The following is a 16,858-nucleotide window of genomic DNA, read 5'->3' as shown; positions in this document are numbered from 1 at the left end:
TATTGATAGGCTAAATATAACAATTGAGTTCGTTTGGTTAATGTTTTTTAGCGTTATCTCTTAAATTATTCCGTGTTGTTTTAAAAAATCTGCTAATTTTTCTGGATGTACATCCATTAACAAGGCATGTAGACCTGCTTTTTTTGCTCCTTCAATATGTTGAGGACTATCATCAATAAAAAGGGTCTCTGCCGGATTGAGGTTGTTCTCTTTAATTACTTGTTCAAATATATTGGTATTGGGTTTACGCAAGCGCATTTGTTGTGAGAAGTAGGCTTTTTCAAAGTGCTGATTGTAATTGTCCAGTCCAAATTCCTTTTGTAGATAATTTACAATCCAATTGTAATGAATTTCATTATTGTTGCTCAACAAAAAGGTGCGGTATTTTTCTTTAACAGTTAGTAAAACATCATGGTTTTGGGCAGAAACCCCAATCAATAAACTGTTCCATGCTTCGTCAATTTGTGCATCTGTTAAGGCCGAATTGGCTGCAGCAGCTCTAATTCCGGCTCTAAATTCTGCTGGAGTAATACCCCCTATCTCAAAATCGTCAAATAATGGATTATGATTTTTATGGGCAAAAAAGTGTTCAGCATCTGTGATACCTAATTGTATAAGAGCAGCTTGAGTGCGTTTAAAATTGATTTCAAAGATGACATTACCGTAGTCGAAAATAATATTTTTTACTTTTTCCATAAAAACCGTTTCCAAAATTCGTTGCAAATATGTAACATTGCACTCGCAAAACCTAATCGGTTTTTCGGGGCCTATAGCTCAGTTGGTTAGAGTAGAAGACTCATAATCTTTTGGTCCCTGGTTCGAGCCCAGGTGGGCCCACAAACCCTCTTTACAGACTGTAAAGAGGGTTTCGTTTTTTAAATGGATTTATTTTTCACAGAATATCAGTAGTTATAGGCTTGTTTTGTTATAAAATGCAAGTAAATTTAATGCTCAATACAAGCCTATATATATGTGATTAAATGGAAGTTAATCTTAAATTATAGGCATTTCGGCGCTGATAGGATAATAAATTTGTTTTATGAATTTTAAAAAAATCAAATCCATTTTTGTTTTTGCATTATTAATCATTTGCTTTTATCCATTTTTAAGGGAATGTAATCGACGAGATTCATTACGCAATGATAAAACAAAAATAGTTAAAGCTATCGTAACTTCTGAAAAGCATATTTTAGCGAATAGTAGAGTAACCTTTCCCTTTACCTATGGTTATGAGTTTTATATCGATGGAAAAAAATACGAGGGAGACACCCATAATGAGAGTTACTCTCCAGGAGACTATATCCTCATTGAATATGTTGATGGCAAACCTGAGTACAATTCTCCTCGGGGCTATTATAAATAATTCTGTATCCTTTTTTTAGAATTGATTTTGATGTTGAGAATTCAAACTATAAATCAGACTCATCGCAGTCCAATATATCCTACATTAGAGATTTTTATGATACCAGATGTTACACTTTTTAGCCGCTAACTTGTTGGTGAGCTCGATCAAAATTACAATAGCTAGATGGCAAAAATTACTTTATCATGCTGTACAAGAAATGGTTCGAAAAAAGCTGAGCTAGTCCTACTGCTTAAAAGCTAACTATCTCATTGGAGTAACAGGTTTTAATAATTTAAGATAGATAAAGCAGAGTATGGGAAATCCTGTATAATAAATAACAACCATCATTAAGGGCAATATACCTTCTGGTTGAACAGGATCTATTACATGCGTTTTAACCATCAATTGTTGACCAATGTTCTTTTCGTTGGAGAATAAAATCATCGAGGTGAAATTGTAACCCAAATGCAGTGCAAAAGGAAGCAGTACGGTATGGCTTTTTACAAATGCCAGTGCCAGTAAATAACCCATTACCCCAGTAGAGACAAATACGATTAACATTTGTACAGGCTGCCCAAATATGCCATAAGAAAACCAATGATAGATGCCGAAAGCTATAGCTGATAAGATCATCGCCTTATTGGCGCTAAGTTTTTTGATCAGCACATATAATAACGCACCCCTAAAAATGAGCTCTTCTAAAACTACTCCTTTTAATACAAAAAACGAACTTTTGGCAAAATTGGTAAAGGTGTAATCTGGATTGAGTTTGTAGGGGTTTTGCACCCACAAAGAGAGGCTAAAGTACAACACGGATAAATAAACGAGTGGCAAAACAAAGCCAGAAAATATTAATAGTAAACATTTAGTATCAATATATAAGCCCAATACATTTAGGTACTGACCATATACATACTTTAACAATAACCAAGAAAATAACAATGCAACAAAAATAGCAATCATGAGTTTTTTTCTGTAAAAATATGCGCTTAAAATTGTTGAAGATGACGACATTTACATACGCCGTAACAATGCCGTAAGCTAACCATAATGAACAGTAGTAAAAAAGAAGGAATTGCCAAACTGATTAAAGAAGCACGTTTAAAAAAGGGTTATTCTCAACAACAGCTTGCAGACCTTACTCAACTCAACCTGCGTTCGGTACAACGGATTGAAAACGCAGAGGTATTGCCTAGAGCTTATAATTTGAACTTGTTGGCTAAACAACTAGGTCTAGATATGGAAGAATTGAAATCATTAGATGATATTACTGAAGTATCTGTTTCTGTTGGCATGCCCCTAGCCAAGCCAATCACCAACAATCCCAGAAAACTTATTCTTAGTAGTACACTTGCACTCGTGAGCATCTTGTTCACTGCGGCTTTTCTTTCGCAATCTAGTAGATTTCCTGAAACAAACTTTGAACTGTTTCTATTGCTCTCGGCAGTGGCAAGCCTAGATGCAATTGTACTATGGCGTATATGGAATTAACAATAGGCTCCAAATAGTTGATGCATTATTGTTTTTTCTTGGATGCTTTAGCATAGGGATTAAATGCCAAGCAGAGTTTAACCCAGTAAAAGAGTTTTTTAGGCTGATCAAAACCTGCTTCTTCCACATATACATAATCTTTCATCAAACGGCCATTGTTCATCATGTTACGGCAATTTCCATTTTCTAATTCCAACTGTACTTTCTCTGTGCCTATTCTACATAATAGTTCATCTCCAGAAACACAGATGCACATTTTTTGATCTACCATAAAACAGACCCCACTAAACATCTCTTTTTCTGTTACCTCCTCTTCATCCACCAGTAATTCTCTTACCCGATCTGCCAGTTGATTGTTATAAGCCATAGCTTTATAGATTGGAATGCTTTTAAGGTAAATGTAGCAAATGCGATTGAAGATTAACAGTAATCGCATAGGTGCTTGTTTAAATTCAAGTTTTACCCCTAGCACCTCGAATTCATTTCACATTTTTTTGTTAAATTTACCTAACCAAAACTTAAAAAGAATGAAAGAGAAAAGATTTACCTCCCTTAAAGAATTTTACCCTTTCTACCTTACAGAGCATCAGAATCTAACCAGTCGTATCCTTCATTTTATTGGTACGGCCCTATTGATTCTATCCTTAATTACTGGTATTCTTTTTCACAACTGGCGTTTCATTGTCGCCATTCCCTTTATTGGTTATGGATTTGCCTGGGTGGGGCATTTTTTCTTTGAAAAGAACAAACCTGCTACCTTTCAATACCCTGCCTATAGTTTGGCTAGCGATTTTATGCTCTTCTGGGACTTATTGAATGGGAAACAACCTTTTAAGGTGAAATAGCTTTTACCTATAGCCATATAGAAAAAAGCAGTTTGTTCTGGCACCCCTTTCTCTATAGTTTTGTTTAACAAGAAAGCCAATTGATTTGCATCTCCTTTTTAGAGAATAATTGAATTGCTTTCATTAAATTAGCTGATAGACCTACTCCAATTCGTAAATACTCCAGGTTGATCTAAGCGTACATTAAGAATAAACAAAAAACAAAACAATGGAAAACAACCCTAACGACATTAGCAAATGCCCATTTCACAATGGTAGCAACAAAACTAACCCGCTTAATGGTGGCACAAAAAATTTAGATTGGTGGCCAAATAGATTGAATGTAAGTATTCTTCGTCAACATTCTTCCCTATCAAACCCGATGGACAATAGTTTTGATTATGCAGCAGCCTTCAACAGTCTAGACCTAGCAGCACTAAAGAAAGACCTGCATGAGTTGATGACAGATTCTCAAGATTGGTGGCCAGCAGATTTTGGGCATTATGGTGGGCTATTTATCCGTATGGCTTGGCATAGTGCTGGTACCTACAGAACTGGCGATGGTCGTGGTGGAGCTGGCAGAGGACAACAACGTTTTGCACCATTGAACAGTTGGCCAGATAATGTGAATTTAGATAAAGCACGCAGATTGCTTTGGCCAATTAAACAAAAATATGGCAACAAAATATCGTGGGCAGATTTATTGATCCTTACCGGTAACATTGCTTTAGAATCGATGGGTTTTAAAACTTTCGGATTTGCTGGTGGACGTGAAGATGTTTGGGAACCAGAGGAGGAAGTGTATTGGGGAGCTGAAAATGAATGGTTAGGTGGCGATAAACGTTATGCCCATGGTTCTGATGGTGTAGCAAAAAGCGGTGGCGTATTAGCTGCTGATGACAATGCTGATGGCGATATCCATAGCCGTAACCTAGAAAAACCACTTGCAGCTGTACAAATGGGTTTAATTTATGTAAATCCAGAAGGTCCAGATGGTAATCCAGATCCAATTGCTGCCGCCAGAGATATCCGCGAAACATTTAAGCGCATGGCGATGGATGATGAAGAAACCGTAGCCTTAATTGCTGGTGGACATACTTTTGGAAAAACGCATGGTGCTGGCGATTCTAGCTTGGTAGGTAAAGAACCAGAAGCTGCTGGAATAGAAGAACAAGGTTTTGGATGGGCAAGCAAATATGGTACAGGAAAAGCCGGAGATGCCATTACTAGTGGACTGGAAGTAACTTGGACTACTACCCCAACCCAATGGAGTAATAACTTTTTCGAGAATCTTTTCAATTTCGAATGGGAATTAACCAAAAGTCCTGCAGGTGCCCATCAATGGATTGCAAAAAATGGTGCTGGTGCAGGAACCATTCCTGATGCCTTTGACCCATCAAAAAAACATGCGCCAACCATGTTAACTACAGATTTATCTTTAAGATTTGATCCCGCATACGAGAAAATATCTAGACGTTTCTTTGAAAACCCTGACCAGTTTGCAGATGCCTTTGCCCGTGCTTGGTTCAAACTCACCCACCGCGACATGGGCCCAAGAGCATGTTATTTAGGTCCAGATGTACCAGCAGAAGTATTGCTTTGGCAAGATCCTATCCCTGCAGTAGACCATCAATTGATTAACGATCAAGATATTGCCAATTTAAAAGAAAGAATATTAACCTCTGGCCTATCCGTTTCAGAATTGGTTTCAACAGCTTGGGCCTCTGCTTCTACTTTCCGTGGTTCTGATAAACGTGGTGGAGCCAATGGTGCTCGCTTACGTTTGGCACCTCAAAAATATTGGAAAGTGAATAGCAATGGACAAATAGATAAAGTGCTTGGTACTTTAGAGAAAATCCAAAAAGACTTTAATGATGCACAAACTGGGGGTAAAAAGATTTCATTAGCAGATCTAATTGTTTTAGCAGGTAATAGTGGTATAGAAAAAGCAGCTAACAATGCTGGTCAAGATATTAACGTACCTTTCAACCCAGGTCGTATGGATGCTTCACAGGCAGAAACTGATGTTGAATCTTTTGGTGTATTAGAGCCAATAGCAGATGGTTTCCGTAACTATCAGAAAGCAAATTATACCGTTTCTACAGAAGCCCTGTTGATAGATAAAGCGCAGCTTTTAACCTTAACTGCTCCAGAAATGACAGTTTTACTTGGCGGATTGCGTGTATTGGATACCAATTTCGATCAATCTAAACAAGGTGTGCTAACTACTCAACCTCAAGCATTAACAAATGATTTCTTCGTCAACCTATTGGATATGAACACGGCATGGAAATCAGTAGACCACTACCAACAAGTGTTTGAAGGTCGCGATAGAAAAACAGATGAGCTCAAATGGACTGCAACTCGTGCCGATTTGGTATTTGGCTCAAATTCTGAATTAAGGGTAATTGCTGAAGTTTATGCCAGTAGCGATGCAAAAGACAAATTTCTAAAAGATTTTGTGGCTGCATGGAACAAGGTGATGAATCTTGACCGTTTCGATTTAGCAAAACACTAGTTTCAATAAAATAAATAAGGGTTGGTTAATCAACCCTTATTTATTTTAATCTTTTCAATTAATTAACTTTGTGGCAAATGAGAGCCGAAAGAATAGAAAAATTTAAAAAATGGGGTAAAAAGCTCGGCTTCTGGGGCTTTATGTTCTTTCTAGTTAAAGGATTAGTTTGGCTGGCAGTTGGTTATTTTGTAATCAAATAAGTTCACATTCCTTAGCCGGGAGTCGTTAGTCTATTTACTTCCTATTCTCTATTCCCCATTTCCTATTCCCTATTTACTATTCCCTAATTTCCCTTCTACAACCTCCTCCTAGCTTTCTCTTTACTAATTAACCCTAACTCTCTTCCCGTTTGTCCGGCTACAGATGTATTTTCTTGTGCTCTTCTAAATAAATAAGGCATTACTGCTTTAATTGGGCCATAAGGTACATATTTAGCAACATTATATCCTGCATCAGATAAGTTGAAACTTAAATTATCGCTCATACCCAACAATTGTGCAAAAAAAGCATGTGGGTGCTCATGTGGAATATTGTTTTCATCCATCAATTCCGTTAGTAAACGACTACTGTCTTCATTATGCGTACCACAAACAAAACCAATCTGGTCAATATGTTGTACACAGAACTTCAGCGATTCATCATAATCTTTATCTGTTGTTTCCTTATCTGGTTGTATTGGCGATGGATAACCCATTTCTAAAGCACGTTTGCGTTCTTTTTCCATGTAAGCACCACGTACCATTTTTACGCCTAAAATAAATCCAGTTTCTTTGGCAATCATGTAATCGGCTTTTAAATCGGCTAATTTATCATGACGGTACATTTGATAAGTATTATAAACGATTAATTTTTCTTTGTTAAAAGCTGTCATCATTTCTAATGCCAACTCATCTATAGGACCTTGAATCCAAGTTTCTTCAGCATCGATCATAATCGGCACCTGTTTTTCAAAGGCAGTTCTACAGATTTTCTCGCAACGTTTTTTTACCCTATCGTATTCTTCAATTTCGGCTACGTTTAATTCTTGTTTAGCATGGATTTTTTCCAATAAGGCAAAACGACCAATACCCGTAACCTTAAATACTGTAATCGGGATTCGCGGATCACCATCGGCCCTGTCAATTGTTCTAATCGTTTCTTCGCAGGTAAAATCAAAAACTTCTTCTTCTTCTTCTCCCTCTACAGAATAGTCTAAAATAGTTCCAACCTTGCCTATATGCAATTGTTCAATGGCATGCTCACATTCATTAATGGTTTCTCCACCACAAAACTGTTTAAAAATTGTAGCCCTAATGGCACCTTTAATCGGAAAACCCGCATTGAGTAAGAAATTTGTAATCGGTGGACCAACCTTGGTTAAAAAATTACTGCTGATGATTTTGAACAACCAATAAGCTTGGTTCAGTTCTGCATTAGATTTATTGCGAAAAGCGATTTCAGTATTGTCAAAATTGATCTTTTTTCTGGGCGATGTTTCCATTCTATTGATTTACTTGGTCAGAAGAGTGCAAAAATATAAATTACAATGATTGTTAAGGCAAAACACTTTATAAATAATTGTAAATTTGCACCACAATGATAAAATTCAAACTTGAAGGCGAATTTATTCCGCTAATTGCACTCTTAAAGGCTACTTCTTTGGTACAAAGTGGTGGCGAAGCTCAAACTGTTGTAGAAGATGGCTTGGTTAAATATAATGGTGTAGTTGACCATAGAAAGCGCCTCAAAGTGCGTGTTGGAGATAAAATAGATTTCATGGGCAAAATAATTGAAGTGATCTAATGGAACCTATTAAAAGCGCTGGACATTCGATCTATTTTGAATCGGGCTTGGCCCCATTAAAGGAGCTTTTGGCTCAAAATAAGTACAGTAAAGTATTTGTTTTTGCCGATACCCATACAGCAGAGTTGTGTATCCCTGTTTTCAGGTCTTTTTTGGATGACCTTGAAGATTTTGACATTATTGAAACTGACCCCGGAGAAGAGAATAAAAACATCGATTTCTGTATTGGAATTTGGAAAACACTCTTAGATTTTGGTGCCGACAGAAAATGTCTGATGATCAATTTGGGCGGTGGTGTAATTACAGATATGGGTGGTTTTGTAGCTTCAACCTATAAAAGAGGAATCGATTTTATCAATATCCCAACCACACTATTGTCGCAGGTAGATGCCTCAGTTGGTGGCAAAACAGGTATTGATATCGATAATGTGAAAAATATGGTTGGTACATTTAGCTTACCTCAAGCTGTTTTTATCGAAAATATTTTTTTAACTACCTTATCTAAAAGAGAATTGCTTTCTGGTTTTGCAGAAATGATTAAACATGGTTTAATTGCTGATAAAGCTTATTACCATCGTTTAAAAGTAAGTAATTATGAAGCGTTGGCACCTGAAGAGATTTATCATTCTGTTCAGATTAAAAATAAGGTGGTTACCGAAGACCCCTTAGAAAAAGGTTTGCGCAAAATTTTAAACTTTGGCCATACCATTGGCCATGCTGTAGAAAGTTATGCTTTGGCAAATGACAAAAAACCTTTAACACATGGTGAGGCTATCGCGATAGGAATGGTTTGTGAAGCTTTTTTATCGGCTAAATATTGTAACTTAAATCAAGAAGAACTAGCTGATATCAGCAAATACATACTTACAACTTATCCTAAATACAACATTAAACAAAAGAGTTTTGATACTTTATTGAGTTTAATGCAAAGTGATAAGAAAAACGAAGATGGACAGATCATGTTCTCTTTATTAGATGAAATTGGTAAATGCACATTTAACTGCCGTGTAACTACCGATGATATATTGGGCAGTTTAAGTTACTACAATAGTTTATAAAATGAAGTTTACCGGAAGCGATATTTCTGTAGGTGGATTATTTGGTTTTGTGATCATTTTAACGCTGGTTGAAATGTATTTTAGCTATGCGCACGATAAAAAAATATATACCAAACGAGATACCTGGACCAATATTTATTTAATGACTGCCGCAGTTGTAATTAACTTAGGCATGAAAACGGCAACCTTCTTTTTATTAGATTATTGTTATCAATTTAGGCTATTTCAAATTTCTAATATTTGGTTGTATTGGATTGTGTTGATCCTAGCACAGGATTTTCTATATTGGTTTTTACATACCGTTGGGCATTATGTACGTTTCTTTTGGGCCATGCATGTTACCCATCACTCATCAGAACATTTTAATCTAACCACAGGTTTCCGCTCAACGGTTTTTGAGCCGCTATACCGTGTATTCTTTTATTTGCCCTTAGCATTTATGGGCTTTACGGCAATGGATGTGCTTTTCGCTTATTTGGTAACCCAAATTTACGGCAACTTGGTACACACCCAAGCAGTTGGCAAATTGCATCCCTGGTTCGAATACGTTTTTGTAACCCCCTCACACCATAGGGTACACCATGCAAGCAATGTTCGCTATTTAGATAAAAACATGGGTATGGTTTTAATTCTTTGGGACAGATGGTTTGGCACCTTCCAAGAAGAATTGCCAGAAGATATCATAAAATATGGATTAACTACACAACCAAAAGACATTGGCCCGGTTAACATCATTTTCCATGAGTTTATTGCGCTAAAAAACGATGTTAAGAAAGCACCTACACTTTGGGATAAGGTAAAATATATAGTCAATCCGCCAGGATGGAGCCACGATGGCAGCACTCAAGTTGCTAAAGTGATGCAAAGAGAGCTAAGAGAATCAGAACAAAAAGCCAATCTAGAGAAATCTTAAGTTAAAATTAGTCACCTATATATTTATTGGCTAAGCACTATTTTAAAAGCAAAAGGGTTTGTTGTACCCAAAATTTTTAACTCTATTTTTTCATTGATTCAACACTAAATTTCAGGTTATCAATAGCTTATACTTCATTTATTGAAACAAATTTTATAAAAGATTATAAAAATAGTTTTGTAGATTAGTATATAATCACCCTTAAAAAAATAAATCATGTTAAAAAATTCTCAAAAACTAAGTCGCGAAGCGCTCAGAAAAATTAGTGGTGGCGGAGGAACAGGACCATGTGATATTGCTCCTGTAGACTGCCCTTGTATTGTACCACCAAACCATCCATGCTTAGGCGGAGGTGGTGGAGGTGGCGATCCAGTAGGTTATTGTTTCAATGATCATTCCTATATTCCATGCGATCAATTGTGCACCAATGGAATGCAACCTTTTTGTCCAGCTTAAAAACTTTAACACCCTCTTTTTGCATCAAAATTTAATTCTGTTTAAATTATTTTCATTTCCCTATTGACAAATTAAATTTTGAAGTGTACATTTGACACCAAGAAACAAAAATGAGATTAACAACTACATATTGGTTTGGTTACTTTTACTATTTTAGTAAGAGCCGGGACTAATATGCAAAAAACATAACAAGAATATTTGTATATAAAAAGTCCCGGCCTACAGCCGGGACTTTTTTTGTTTAACGCAAAAATGAAAACAAAAAAGACAAGAGTTGCCATACAAGGCATCAAGGCATCATTCCACGAAGAAGCAGCATTTAAATTTTTTGGTAGAGATATCGAAACCATTGAGTGTAACTCTTTTAAGCAAACTTGTGATGCGCTAGAAAACGATAAGGCCGATTTTGTAATCATGGCCATCGAAAACTCAATTGCAGGTAGTTTATTGCCCAACTACACGCTAATTAGAGAATACAATTTTGCGGTAAGTGGCGAGGTTTATTTGCCTATCCAACTGCATTTAATGGCCTTTCCAGGTGTAAAATTTGAGGATATCAAATTTGCCACCTCCCATCCTATCGCCATTAGGCAATGTGTTGATTTCTTTGATGATTATCCCCAGATCCAAGTGATCGAAAGTAGCGATACCGCTGCCTGTGCCAAAAAGATAAGAGATGAGCAATTAACTGATACTGTAGCCATTGCCAACACCTTGGCAGCTGAATTGTATGGTTTGAACATCATTGAGCGTAGAATAGAATCGAACAAAAAAAATTATACCCGTTTTTTGATCCTTCAAAAAGACAAAACAGAAGATTCAAAAGAAATCAATAAAGCCTCTATCTGTTTTCAGGTTGGCAATTATGTAGGTGCACTATCTAAAGTACTTAACATTTTTGCAGAGCTGAATGTAAACCTAACCAAAATCCAATCTATGCCAGTTTTGGGCAAAAGAAACGACTACTATTTCTATGTAGACATGGAATGGAAAGACATGGAAAACTATGATACTGCCATTCGTAAGGCTCTAAAATACACGGTTAACTTTAACATTATGGGCGAATACCCAAAAAATGACAAAGTATAATTACCCTAATTAAAAAGAAAAAACTAAAACTGTGTAAAGTGAACACCCAGTCTTGATACTTGATACTAACTACTTGATACTTAAAAAATAAAATCCCAAAAAAAATGAAATTACAATTAAACATCCAACCATTAGAAAGTTGGATCAACGTTAAAAACGAACCTTTATTGATCTCTGGCCCATGTAGCGCCGAAACAGAAGACCAATTGTTATCTACTGCACATTTATTAGCTGCTACCGGAAAAGTGAGTGTGTTAAGAGCTGGAATTTGGAAACCACGTACCCGTCCGGGAGAATTTGAAGGAATTGGAAGCATTGGTTTAGAATGGCTAAAGCGTGCTAAAGCAGAAACAGGTTTGCCTACCGCAGTAGAAGTTGCCAATGCTAAACATGTAGAAGAAGCACTTGCTGCAGGTGTAGATATCCTTTGGATTGGTGCCCGTTCTACTGTAAATCCATTTACCGTACAAGAAATTGCCGATGCCCTACAAGGTGTAGATATTCCTGTATTGGTTAAAAACCCAGTAAATCCAGACCTACAATTATGGGTTGGTGCATTAGAGCGTATCAACAAAGCAGGCATTACCAAATTAGGTGCAATCCACCGTGGTTTTTCTTCTTTCGAAAAAAGTGCTTTCCGTAACGAACCAATGTGGGAATTGGCTATCCAATTGAAGACATTATGTCCAGAACTGCCAATCATCAATGATCCAAGCCACATTTGCGGAAACCGTGAGTTGATCCCTTACATTGCACAAAAAGCGCTAGATCTAGACATGCAAGGTTTAATGATCGAATCTCACCTTGATCCTTCTATTGCATGGACAGATGCTAAACAACAAGTTACCCCGGCTGCTTTGGCAGAAATGGTGAGTAAATTTACTTTGCGTCAACCAGAATCTAAAAACGAAGAATTTACAGACAAACTTGCTGACTTAAGAAAAGAAATCGATAAAATTGACGACTTGGTACTTCAAAAATTAGCCGAAAGAATGAGCATAACTCAGAAAATTGGCGAGTTTAAAAGAGACAATAAAGTAACTATTTTACAAGTTAACCGTTGGGATGAAATTATGCAAAAACGTACTGCTTTTGCAAAAGCATTGAAATTAGATGTGAATTTTACGGAGAAATTTTTAGAATTGGTTCACGGTGAATCGATCCGTAGACAAACCGAAATTATGAATGCCGGAAAAGCAGAAAAAGGAATTGCTGCCGAAAACCATATTGAAGTAAAGTAAAAGAGTAGTAAATAGGTTCAATAGTTCATTTGTACCAGCTACGCCACTTATTATTTTATATTTCTTACACCTTACTATATACTAAAAGAATGTCCGAAAACGTATTGCTTTCTTTCAAAGGAAACAAACAGATTGATACCGAAATTAAACTTACAGGTTCTAAGAGCGAATGCAATAGAGCTTTGATTATCAATGCGCTAAGCAAAAACACTGTAAAAGTAGAGAATTTATCAGTTGCGGCTGATACAGTTACCCTTACTGGCAGTCTTAAAGCTATATTCGAGACTCAAAACTCAGGACTTAGTACTGAGGACTCAAGACTAACAGTAGATATTGGCCCAGCTGGTACAGCAATGCGTTTTTTAACGGCTTTTTTAGCTATTCAGCAAGGAGAGTTTACCTTAACAGGAACAGAAAGGATGAAGCAACGGCCCATTGGGATTTTGGCTGAAGCCTTAAGAAGTATTGGTGCGCAAATAACCTATCTGGAAAATGAAGGATTTCCACCTTTGCAAATTTCTGGTCCTTTTGAACAAACAAGCTCAAATGTGAAGATAAAAGGTGATATCAGTAGCCAATATATTTCGGCATTGTTAATGATTGCCCCTTCACTCCCACTAGGTTTAACCTTAGAGATTGAAGGAGAACTGACTTCTAAACCTTATGTAGAAATGACCTTGGCCATGTTGGAGCAAGTTGGGATTAGCAATGACTGGGATGAAAACACAATTACCATTGCCCCACAAACTTTTAACCAAGCTACACTTTATGTAGAACCAGACTGGAGTGCCGCTTCTTATTGGTATGCCATTGCTGCCCTAGCCGATGAGGCTAGTCTATTTTTACCGGGATTAAATGGTTATAGTTTACAAGGCGATAGTAAAATCACAGAAATCATGGCGAATTTTGGGATCACCTCACAATTTAAAAATGGTGGTGTTTATCTCAAAAAAGAACCTAAAAAAATAGAACGAAAGATTTTTGATCTAAAAGAATGTCCAGATTTGGCACAAACAATAGTAGTTGTTTGTGCCGCCTTGGGCCATGATGCAACTTTTACAGGCCTAGAAACCTTAAAAATTAAAGAAACCAACCGTGTTTTAGCCTTACAGACCGAACTGGCAAAAATTGGAGTTAAATTTATTGAAAAGAACTTCAGTTATAAATTAGATTGTAGTGGACTACATTTTCCAGAAAAAGTAACCATTAGCACTTACGAAGATCACCGCATGGCAATGGCCTTTGCTCCTTTGGCATTGAAAATTGATACTTTAGAAATTGAAGAAAAACAAGTAGTTGAAAAATCTTATCCTTACTTTTGGGATGATCTGGAAAAAGCAGGTTTTTCAGTAGTTAGTACTTAGTATAAAGTATTTAGACTGAATGCAAAATTACAATTAAGATTTATTACAAGTAAAATCAATCTAACTACTAAATACTAACTACTTTATTCTTACTCATGGCAGGTAACTCATTCGGGCAATTATTTAAAATCACAACTTTTGGCGAATCGCACGGAATTGCTATTGGTGTAATTATCGATGGCTGTCCGGCAGGATTAACAATCGACTTAGCATTTATTCAATCAGAATTAGATAAGCGCAAACCCGGTCAATCTAAAATTACCACCCAACGTAAAGAGAGCGATACGGTACAGGTTTTATCTGGAATTTTTGAAGGTAAAAGTACAGGAACACCTATAGCTTTACTAATACAAAACGAAGATCAACGCTCTAAAGATTACGGACATAACATAGATGTGTATAGGCCTAGCCATGCAGATTATGTATATGATGCCAAATATGGTATTCGTGATCATAGAGGCGGCGGTCGCTCTTCGGCCCGCGAAACTGCTGCCCGTGTGGCTGCTGGGGCAATTGCAAAACTGCTACTGAAAGAATTTGGGATAGAAATTTTCGCACATGTAACTGCAGTTGGACAAATTACGGCGCCAAACTTTAACACCAACGATTTGGCTTCGGCCTTGGCAACCAGAGAAGAAAATATAGTGCGTTGTGCAGATCCTGCAACAGCCAACCAAATGATTGATTTTATTGATTCTGTTCGCAAAGATGGGGATACCGTAGGTGGAAAGATCAGTTGTGTAATTAAAGGCTGCCCGGCTGGTTTAGGCGAACCCGTATTTGATAAACTACATGCAGATTTAGGAAAGGCAATGCTAAGTATCAATGCAGTACACGGTTTTGAATATGGTTCAGGATTTGCTGGCAGTGAACTTAGAGGTTCGCAACATAACGACATTCCACAGCCTAAAGCTAGCAATGTTCAGGTTTTCAAAACCATAACCAATCATGCAGGTGGTATTTTAGGGGGTATCTCTAATGGAATGGATATTACTTTCAATGTTGCATTTAAACCTGTGGCTACCATTATGCATAACCAAGCCACCATTAATGCTGCTGGTGAAGCTGCAGAAATTAAAGGTAAAGGCCGACATGATCCTTGTGTAGTGCCTAGGGCAGTGATTATTGTGGAGGCTATGGCAGCATTGGTACTTGCCGATCAATTTTTAAGAAATAAAACAGCTAAATTATAAACAACATGGGTAGATATTTAGGTTTACTTTTTTGCTTTTTCAGTTTGAATGGAATTGCCCAAGGCTATAAAAGTTCAATTGAAGCACATCGAACTAAATATAAAGCAGATTTTCTGGCCGAAGCTCGTTCCCCACTTCAAGCAGAAGACCTCAAAAACCTTCACTTTTATGAGGCTGATAGCAACTATAGCGTTAATGCTTCGGTTAAAATATTAACCGGTGAAAAAATTTTTAAAATGCCAACCTATGATGGAACGAGCAAAGAATTTATTCGTTATGCAGAATTGAACTTTACGCTCAAAGGAAAAGCTTTAAAAATAACCGTATATAAAAACATTGCCTTAGCAATTAATCCAGCCTATAAAGATTTGCTATTTCTCCCATTTACAGATCAAACCAATAACAAAGAAACTTATGGGGGTGGAAGATATATTGATTTGAATAGCAATGACATCAAAAATAAACGCATTACAATAGACTTTAACAAAGCCTATAATCCTTATTGTGCTTATAGCGATGGTTACCGCTGCCCAGTACCTCCAGAAGAAAATGACCTTCCCATTGCCATTACCGCAGGCGAAAAATTATACACAGGAGAAAAGAAACATAAATAATTTAATTCCTTCAAATATATAATTTAGAACAAGTCCAAAGCTAAAAAAAGCTAATTAGCTATATTTCAATTAGATAAAAAAACAACTGTGATCATTTCTTTTTTTAAAATTATTACCTTATACGATAATTATTTTTTAGATTGGATTTTAAATTTATCTTTAAAGTTAAATGAGGAATTATACCTGTTTAATAGTTGACGATAACGAGATTGAACGCGATGCAATTGAAATGTTTTTGCGTAAAATTAACAGACTCGAAATAAAAGCTGCATGTGAGAATGGGATTGAGGCATCGGATATCCTAATTAATGAACAGATCGATATTGTTTTCTCAGACATTGACATGCCAGAGCTTTCTGGAATGGGCTTGTTGAAAAGCATTAAAAATCCTCCCATTTTTATCTTTATTACTTCTTTTACAGAGTACGCTGCCGAAAGCTTTAATCTGGATGCGCTAGATTTTATTGTGAAACCAGCCACATTTGAACGCTTGTTAAAAGCGAGTACTAAAGCTATCGAATATCTCGATCTTAAAAGACAAGCCGATTTAAATCAAAACAATGTAATCCCCTCTTCAGATTCAGATCATTACTTTTTTATCAAGGAAACCAAAGGTTTTACCAGATTGAATTATGAAGATGTGATCTATATTGAAAGCATGGGTGATTTTTCAAGGTTATTTACTGCAGAAGGAAAACACATCACTTTAGTTAATCTTAAGAATTTAGAAAAGCAGCTCCCACAAAATTTTGCGAGGGTACACAAACAGTATATCATTAACTTAAATCAGATTGCAACTGTTGCCAATAACGAAATTATGTTGAACCATAATTACAATGTACCAATTAGCTTGGCAAATAGACAGGAATTAATGGAGAAAATTACCAATAAAACCATTTCTAGGCATACAAAATAGGTTTATTTCAACCTTTTAACCATCCTATTGTTACTTATTCCCTGGCTATAAAGA

19 protein-coding genes and 1 tRNA gene are annotated in these 16,858 nt (G+C 36.5%); 16 read left to right on the top strand and 4 right to left on the bottom strand.

Going from position 1 to position 16,858, the window contains the following annotated elements; genetic code table 11:
• Positions 1-60: 60 nt before the first annotated feature.
• Positions 61-696 carry an HAD family phosphatase gene (locus AQF98_RS08505; protein WP_055131511.1) on the bottom strand — a complete coding sequence of 212 codons (636 nt, stop codon included), beginning with the start codon at positions 694-696 and terminating at the stop codon, positions 61-63.
• 67 nt (positions 697-763) lie between these two features.
• Here AQF98_RS08505 and AQF98_RS08500 point away from each other — a divergent pair.
• Both AQF98_RS08500 and AQF98_RS08495 read left to right on the top strand, forming a co-directional pair.
• Positions 764-837 (top strand) — tRNA-Ile (locus tag AQF98_RS08500).
• Positions 838-1,039: 202 nt separating this feature from the next.
• Positions 1,040-1,363 carry a hypothetical protein gene (locus AQF98_RS08495; RefSeq protein ID WP_055131510.1) on the top strand — a complete coding sequence of 108 codons (324 nt, stop codon included), beginning with the start codon at positions 1,040-1,042 and terminating at the stop codon, positions 1,361-1,363.
• A 243-nt stretch (positions 1,364-1,606) separates the two neighbouring features.
• On the opposite strand, the gene AQF98_RS08490 is transcribed toward AQF98_RS08495, so the two are convergent.
• Positions 1,607-2,308 carry a CPBP family intramembrane glutamic endopeptidase gene (locus AQF98_RS08490; protein ID WP_055131509.1) on the bottom strand — a complete coding sequence of 234 codons (702 nt, stop codon included), beginning with the start codon at positions 2,306-2,308 and terminating at the stop codon, positions 1,607-1,609.
• Between the two features lie 87 nt (positions 2,309-2,395).
• On the opposite strand from AQF98_RS08490, the gene AQF98_RS08485 reads away from it, so the two are divergent.
• A complete protein-coding gene (locus AQF98_RS08485; protein WP_055131508.1) occupies positions 2,396-2,836 on the top strand; it encodes a helix-turn-helix domain-containing protein in 441 nt (146 codons plus the stop codon).
• Between the two features lie 25 nt (positions 2,837-2,861).
• Here the strand turns inward: AQF98_RS08485 and AQF98_RS08480 are convergent, their stop codons facing one another.
• Positions 2,862-3,272 (bottom strand): TfoX/Sxy family protein, encoded by a 411-nt coding sequence (locus AQF98_RS08480; RefSeq protein WP_152969677.1) that lies wholly within the window; start codon positions 3,270-3,272, stop codon positions 2,862-2,864.
• Positions 3,273-3,363: 91 nt separating this feature from the next.
• Here AQF98_RS08480 and AQF98_RS08475 point away from each other — a divergent pair, with 91 nt between their 5' ends.
• The 3 genes from AQF98_RS08475 to AQF98_RS22335 all read left to right on the top strand — a co-directional run bounded on the left by AQF98_RS08475 (position 3,364) and on the right by AQF98_RS22335 (position 6,378).
• The gene (locus AQF98_RS08475; RefSeq protein ID WP_055131506.1) at positions 3,364-3,681 is read left to right on the top strand and encodes a DUF962 domain-containing protein; all 318 of its coding nucleotides are present in this window, start codon (positions 3,364-3,366) and stop codon (positions 3,679-3,681) included.
• Between the two features lie 208 nt (positions 3,682-3,889).
• The gene (gene katG, locus AQF98_RS08470; RefSeq protein ID WP_055131505.1) at positions 3,890-6,178 is read left to right on the top strand and encodes a catalase/peroxidase HPI; all 2,289 of its coding nucleotides are present in this window, start codon (positions 3,890-3,892) and stop codon (positions 6,176-6,178) included.
• A gap of 77 nt (positions 6,179-6,255) precedes the next feature.
• Positions 6,256-6,378 (top strand): hypothetical protein, encoded by a 123-nt coding sequence (locus AQF98_RS22335; protein WP_055131504.1) that lies wholly within the window; start codon positions 6,256-6,258, stop codon positions 6,376-6,378.
• Between the two features lie 95 nt (positions 6,379-6,473).
• Here AQF98_RS22335 and AQF98_RS08460 read toward each other — a convergent pair whose 3' ends face one another.
• Entirely contained in the window at positions 6,474-7,658 is a 1,185-nt protein-coding gene (locus AQF98_RS08460) for a proline dehydrogenase family protein (protein ID WP_055131503.1), read from the bottom strand.
• A 95-nt stretch (positions 7,659-7,753) separates the two neighbouring features.
• Between AQF98_RS08460 and AQF98_RS08455 the strand changes: the two genes are divergently transcribed.
• The 10 genes from AQF98_RS08455 (at position 7,754) to AQF98_RS08410 (ending at position 16,804) form a co-directional block, all read left to right on the top strand.
• Positions 7,754-7,960, top strand: coding sequence for an RNA-binding S4 domain-containing protein (locus AQF98_RS08455; protein WP_055131502.1), 207 nt, complete (start codon positions 7,754-7,756; stop codon positions 7,958-7,960).
• Positions 7,960-9,018: a 3-dehydroquinate synthase gene (gene aroB, locus AQF98_RS08450; RefSeq protein ID WP_055131501.1), complete on the top strand. Its 1,059-nt coding sequence runs from the start codon at positions 7,960-7,962 to the stop codon at positions 9,016-9,018. The genes AQF98_RS08455 and aroB overlap by 1 nt, the downstream gene beginning before the upstream one ends.
• A gap of 1 nt (position 9,019) precedes the next feature.
• Positions 9,020-9,931, top strand: coding sequence for a sterol desaturase family protein (locus tag AQF98_RS08445; RefSeq protein ID WP_055131500.1), 912 nt, complete (start codon positions 9,020-9,022; stop codon positions 9,929-9,931).
• Positions 9,932-10,147: 216 nt separating this feature from the next.
• Positions 10,148-10,387, top strand: a complete 240-nt coding sequence (locus AQF98_RS08440) for a hypothetical protein (protein ID WP_055131499.1) — start codon at positions 10,148-10,150, stop codon at positions 10,385-10,387.
• A gap of 252 nt (positions 10,388-10,639) precedes the next feature.
• Positions 10,640-11,476 carry a prephenate dehydratase gene (locus tag AQF98_RS08435; protein WP_055131498.1) on the top strand — a complete coding sequence of 279 codons (837 nt, stop codon included), beginning with the start codon at positions 10,640-10,642 and terminating at the stop codon, positions 11,474-11,476.
• Positions 11,477-11,580: 104 nt separating this feature from the next.
• Positions 11,581-12,717: a chorismate mutase gene (locus tag AQF98_RS08430; protein WP_055131497.1), complete on the top strand. Its 1,137-nt coding sequence runs from the start codon at positions 11,581-11,583 to the stop codon at positions 12,715-12,717.
• Positions 12,718-12,806: 89 nt separating this feature from the next.
• Entirely contained in the window at positions 12,807-14,081 is a 1,275-nt protein-coding gene (aroA, locus tag AQF98_RS08425; protein ID WP_055131496.1) for a 3-phosphoshikimate 1-carboxyvinyltransferase, read from the top strand.
• Between the two features lie 95 nt (positions 14,082-14,176).
• Positions 14,177-15,274: a chorismate synthase gene (aroC, locus tag AQF98_RS08420; RefSeq protein WP_055131495.1), complete on the top strand. Its 1,098-nt coding sequence runs from the start codon at positions 14,177-14,179 to the stop codon at positions 15,272-15,274.
• Between the two features lie 5 nt (positions 15,275-15,279).
• On the top strand, positions 15,280-15,888 hold the full coding sequence (locus AQF98_RS08415; RefSeq protein WP_055131494.1) for a DUF1684 domain-containing protein: 609 nt from the start codon (positions 15,280-15,282) through the stop codon (positions 15,886-15,888).
• Positions 15,889-16,057: 169 nt separating this feature from the next.
• Positions 16,058-16,804, top strand: a complete 747-nt coding sequence (locus AQF98_RS08410; RefSeq protein ID WP_055131493.1) for a LytTR family DNA-binding domain-containing protein — start codon at positions 16,058-16,060, stop codon at positions 16,802-16,804.
• The last annotated feature ends 54 nt before the right edge of the window (positions 16,805-16,858 follow it).

The organism is Pedobacter sp. Hv1, assembly GCF_001412215.1.
Taxonomy (GTDB): Bacteria; Bacteroidota; Bacteroidia; order Sphingobacteriales; family Sphingobacteriaceae; genus Pedobacter.
The sequence above is the reverse complement of the archived record's forward strand: the minus strand, read 5'-3'. Positions and strand labels throughout refer to the sequence as shown.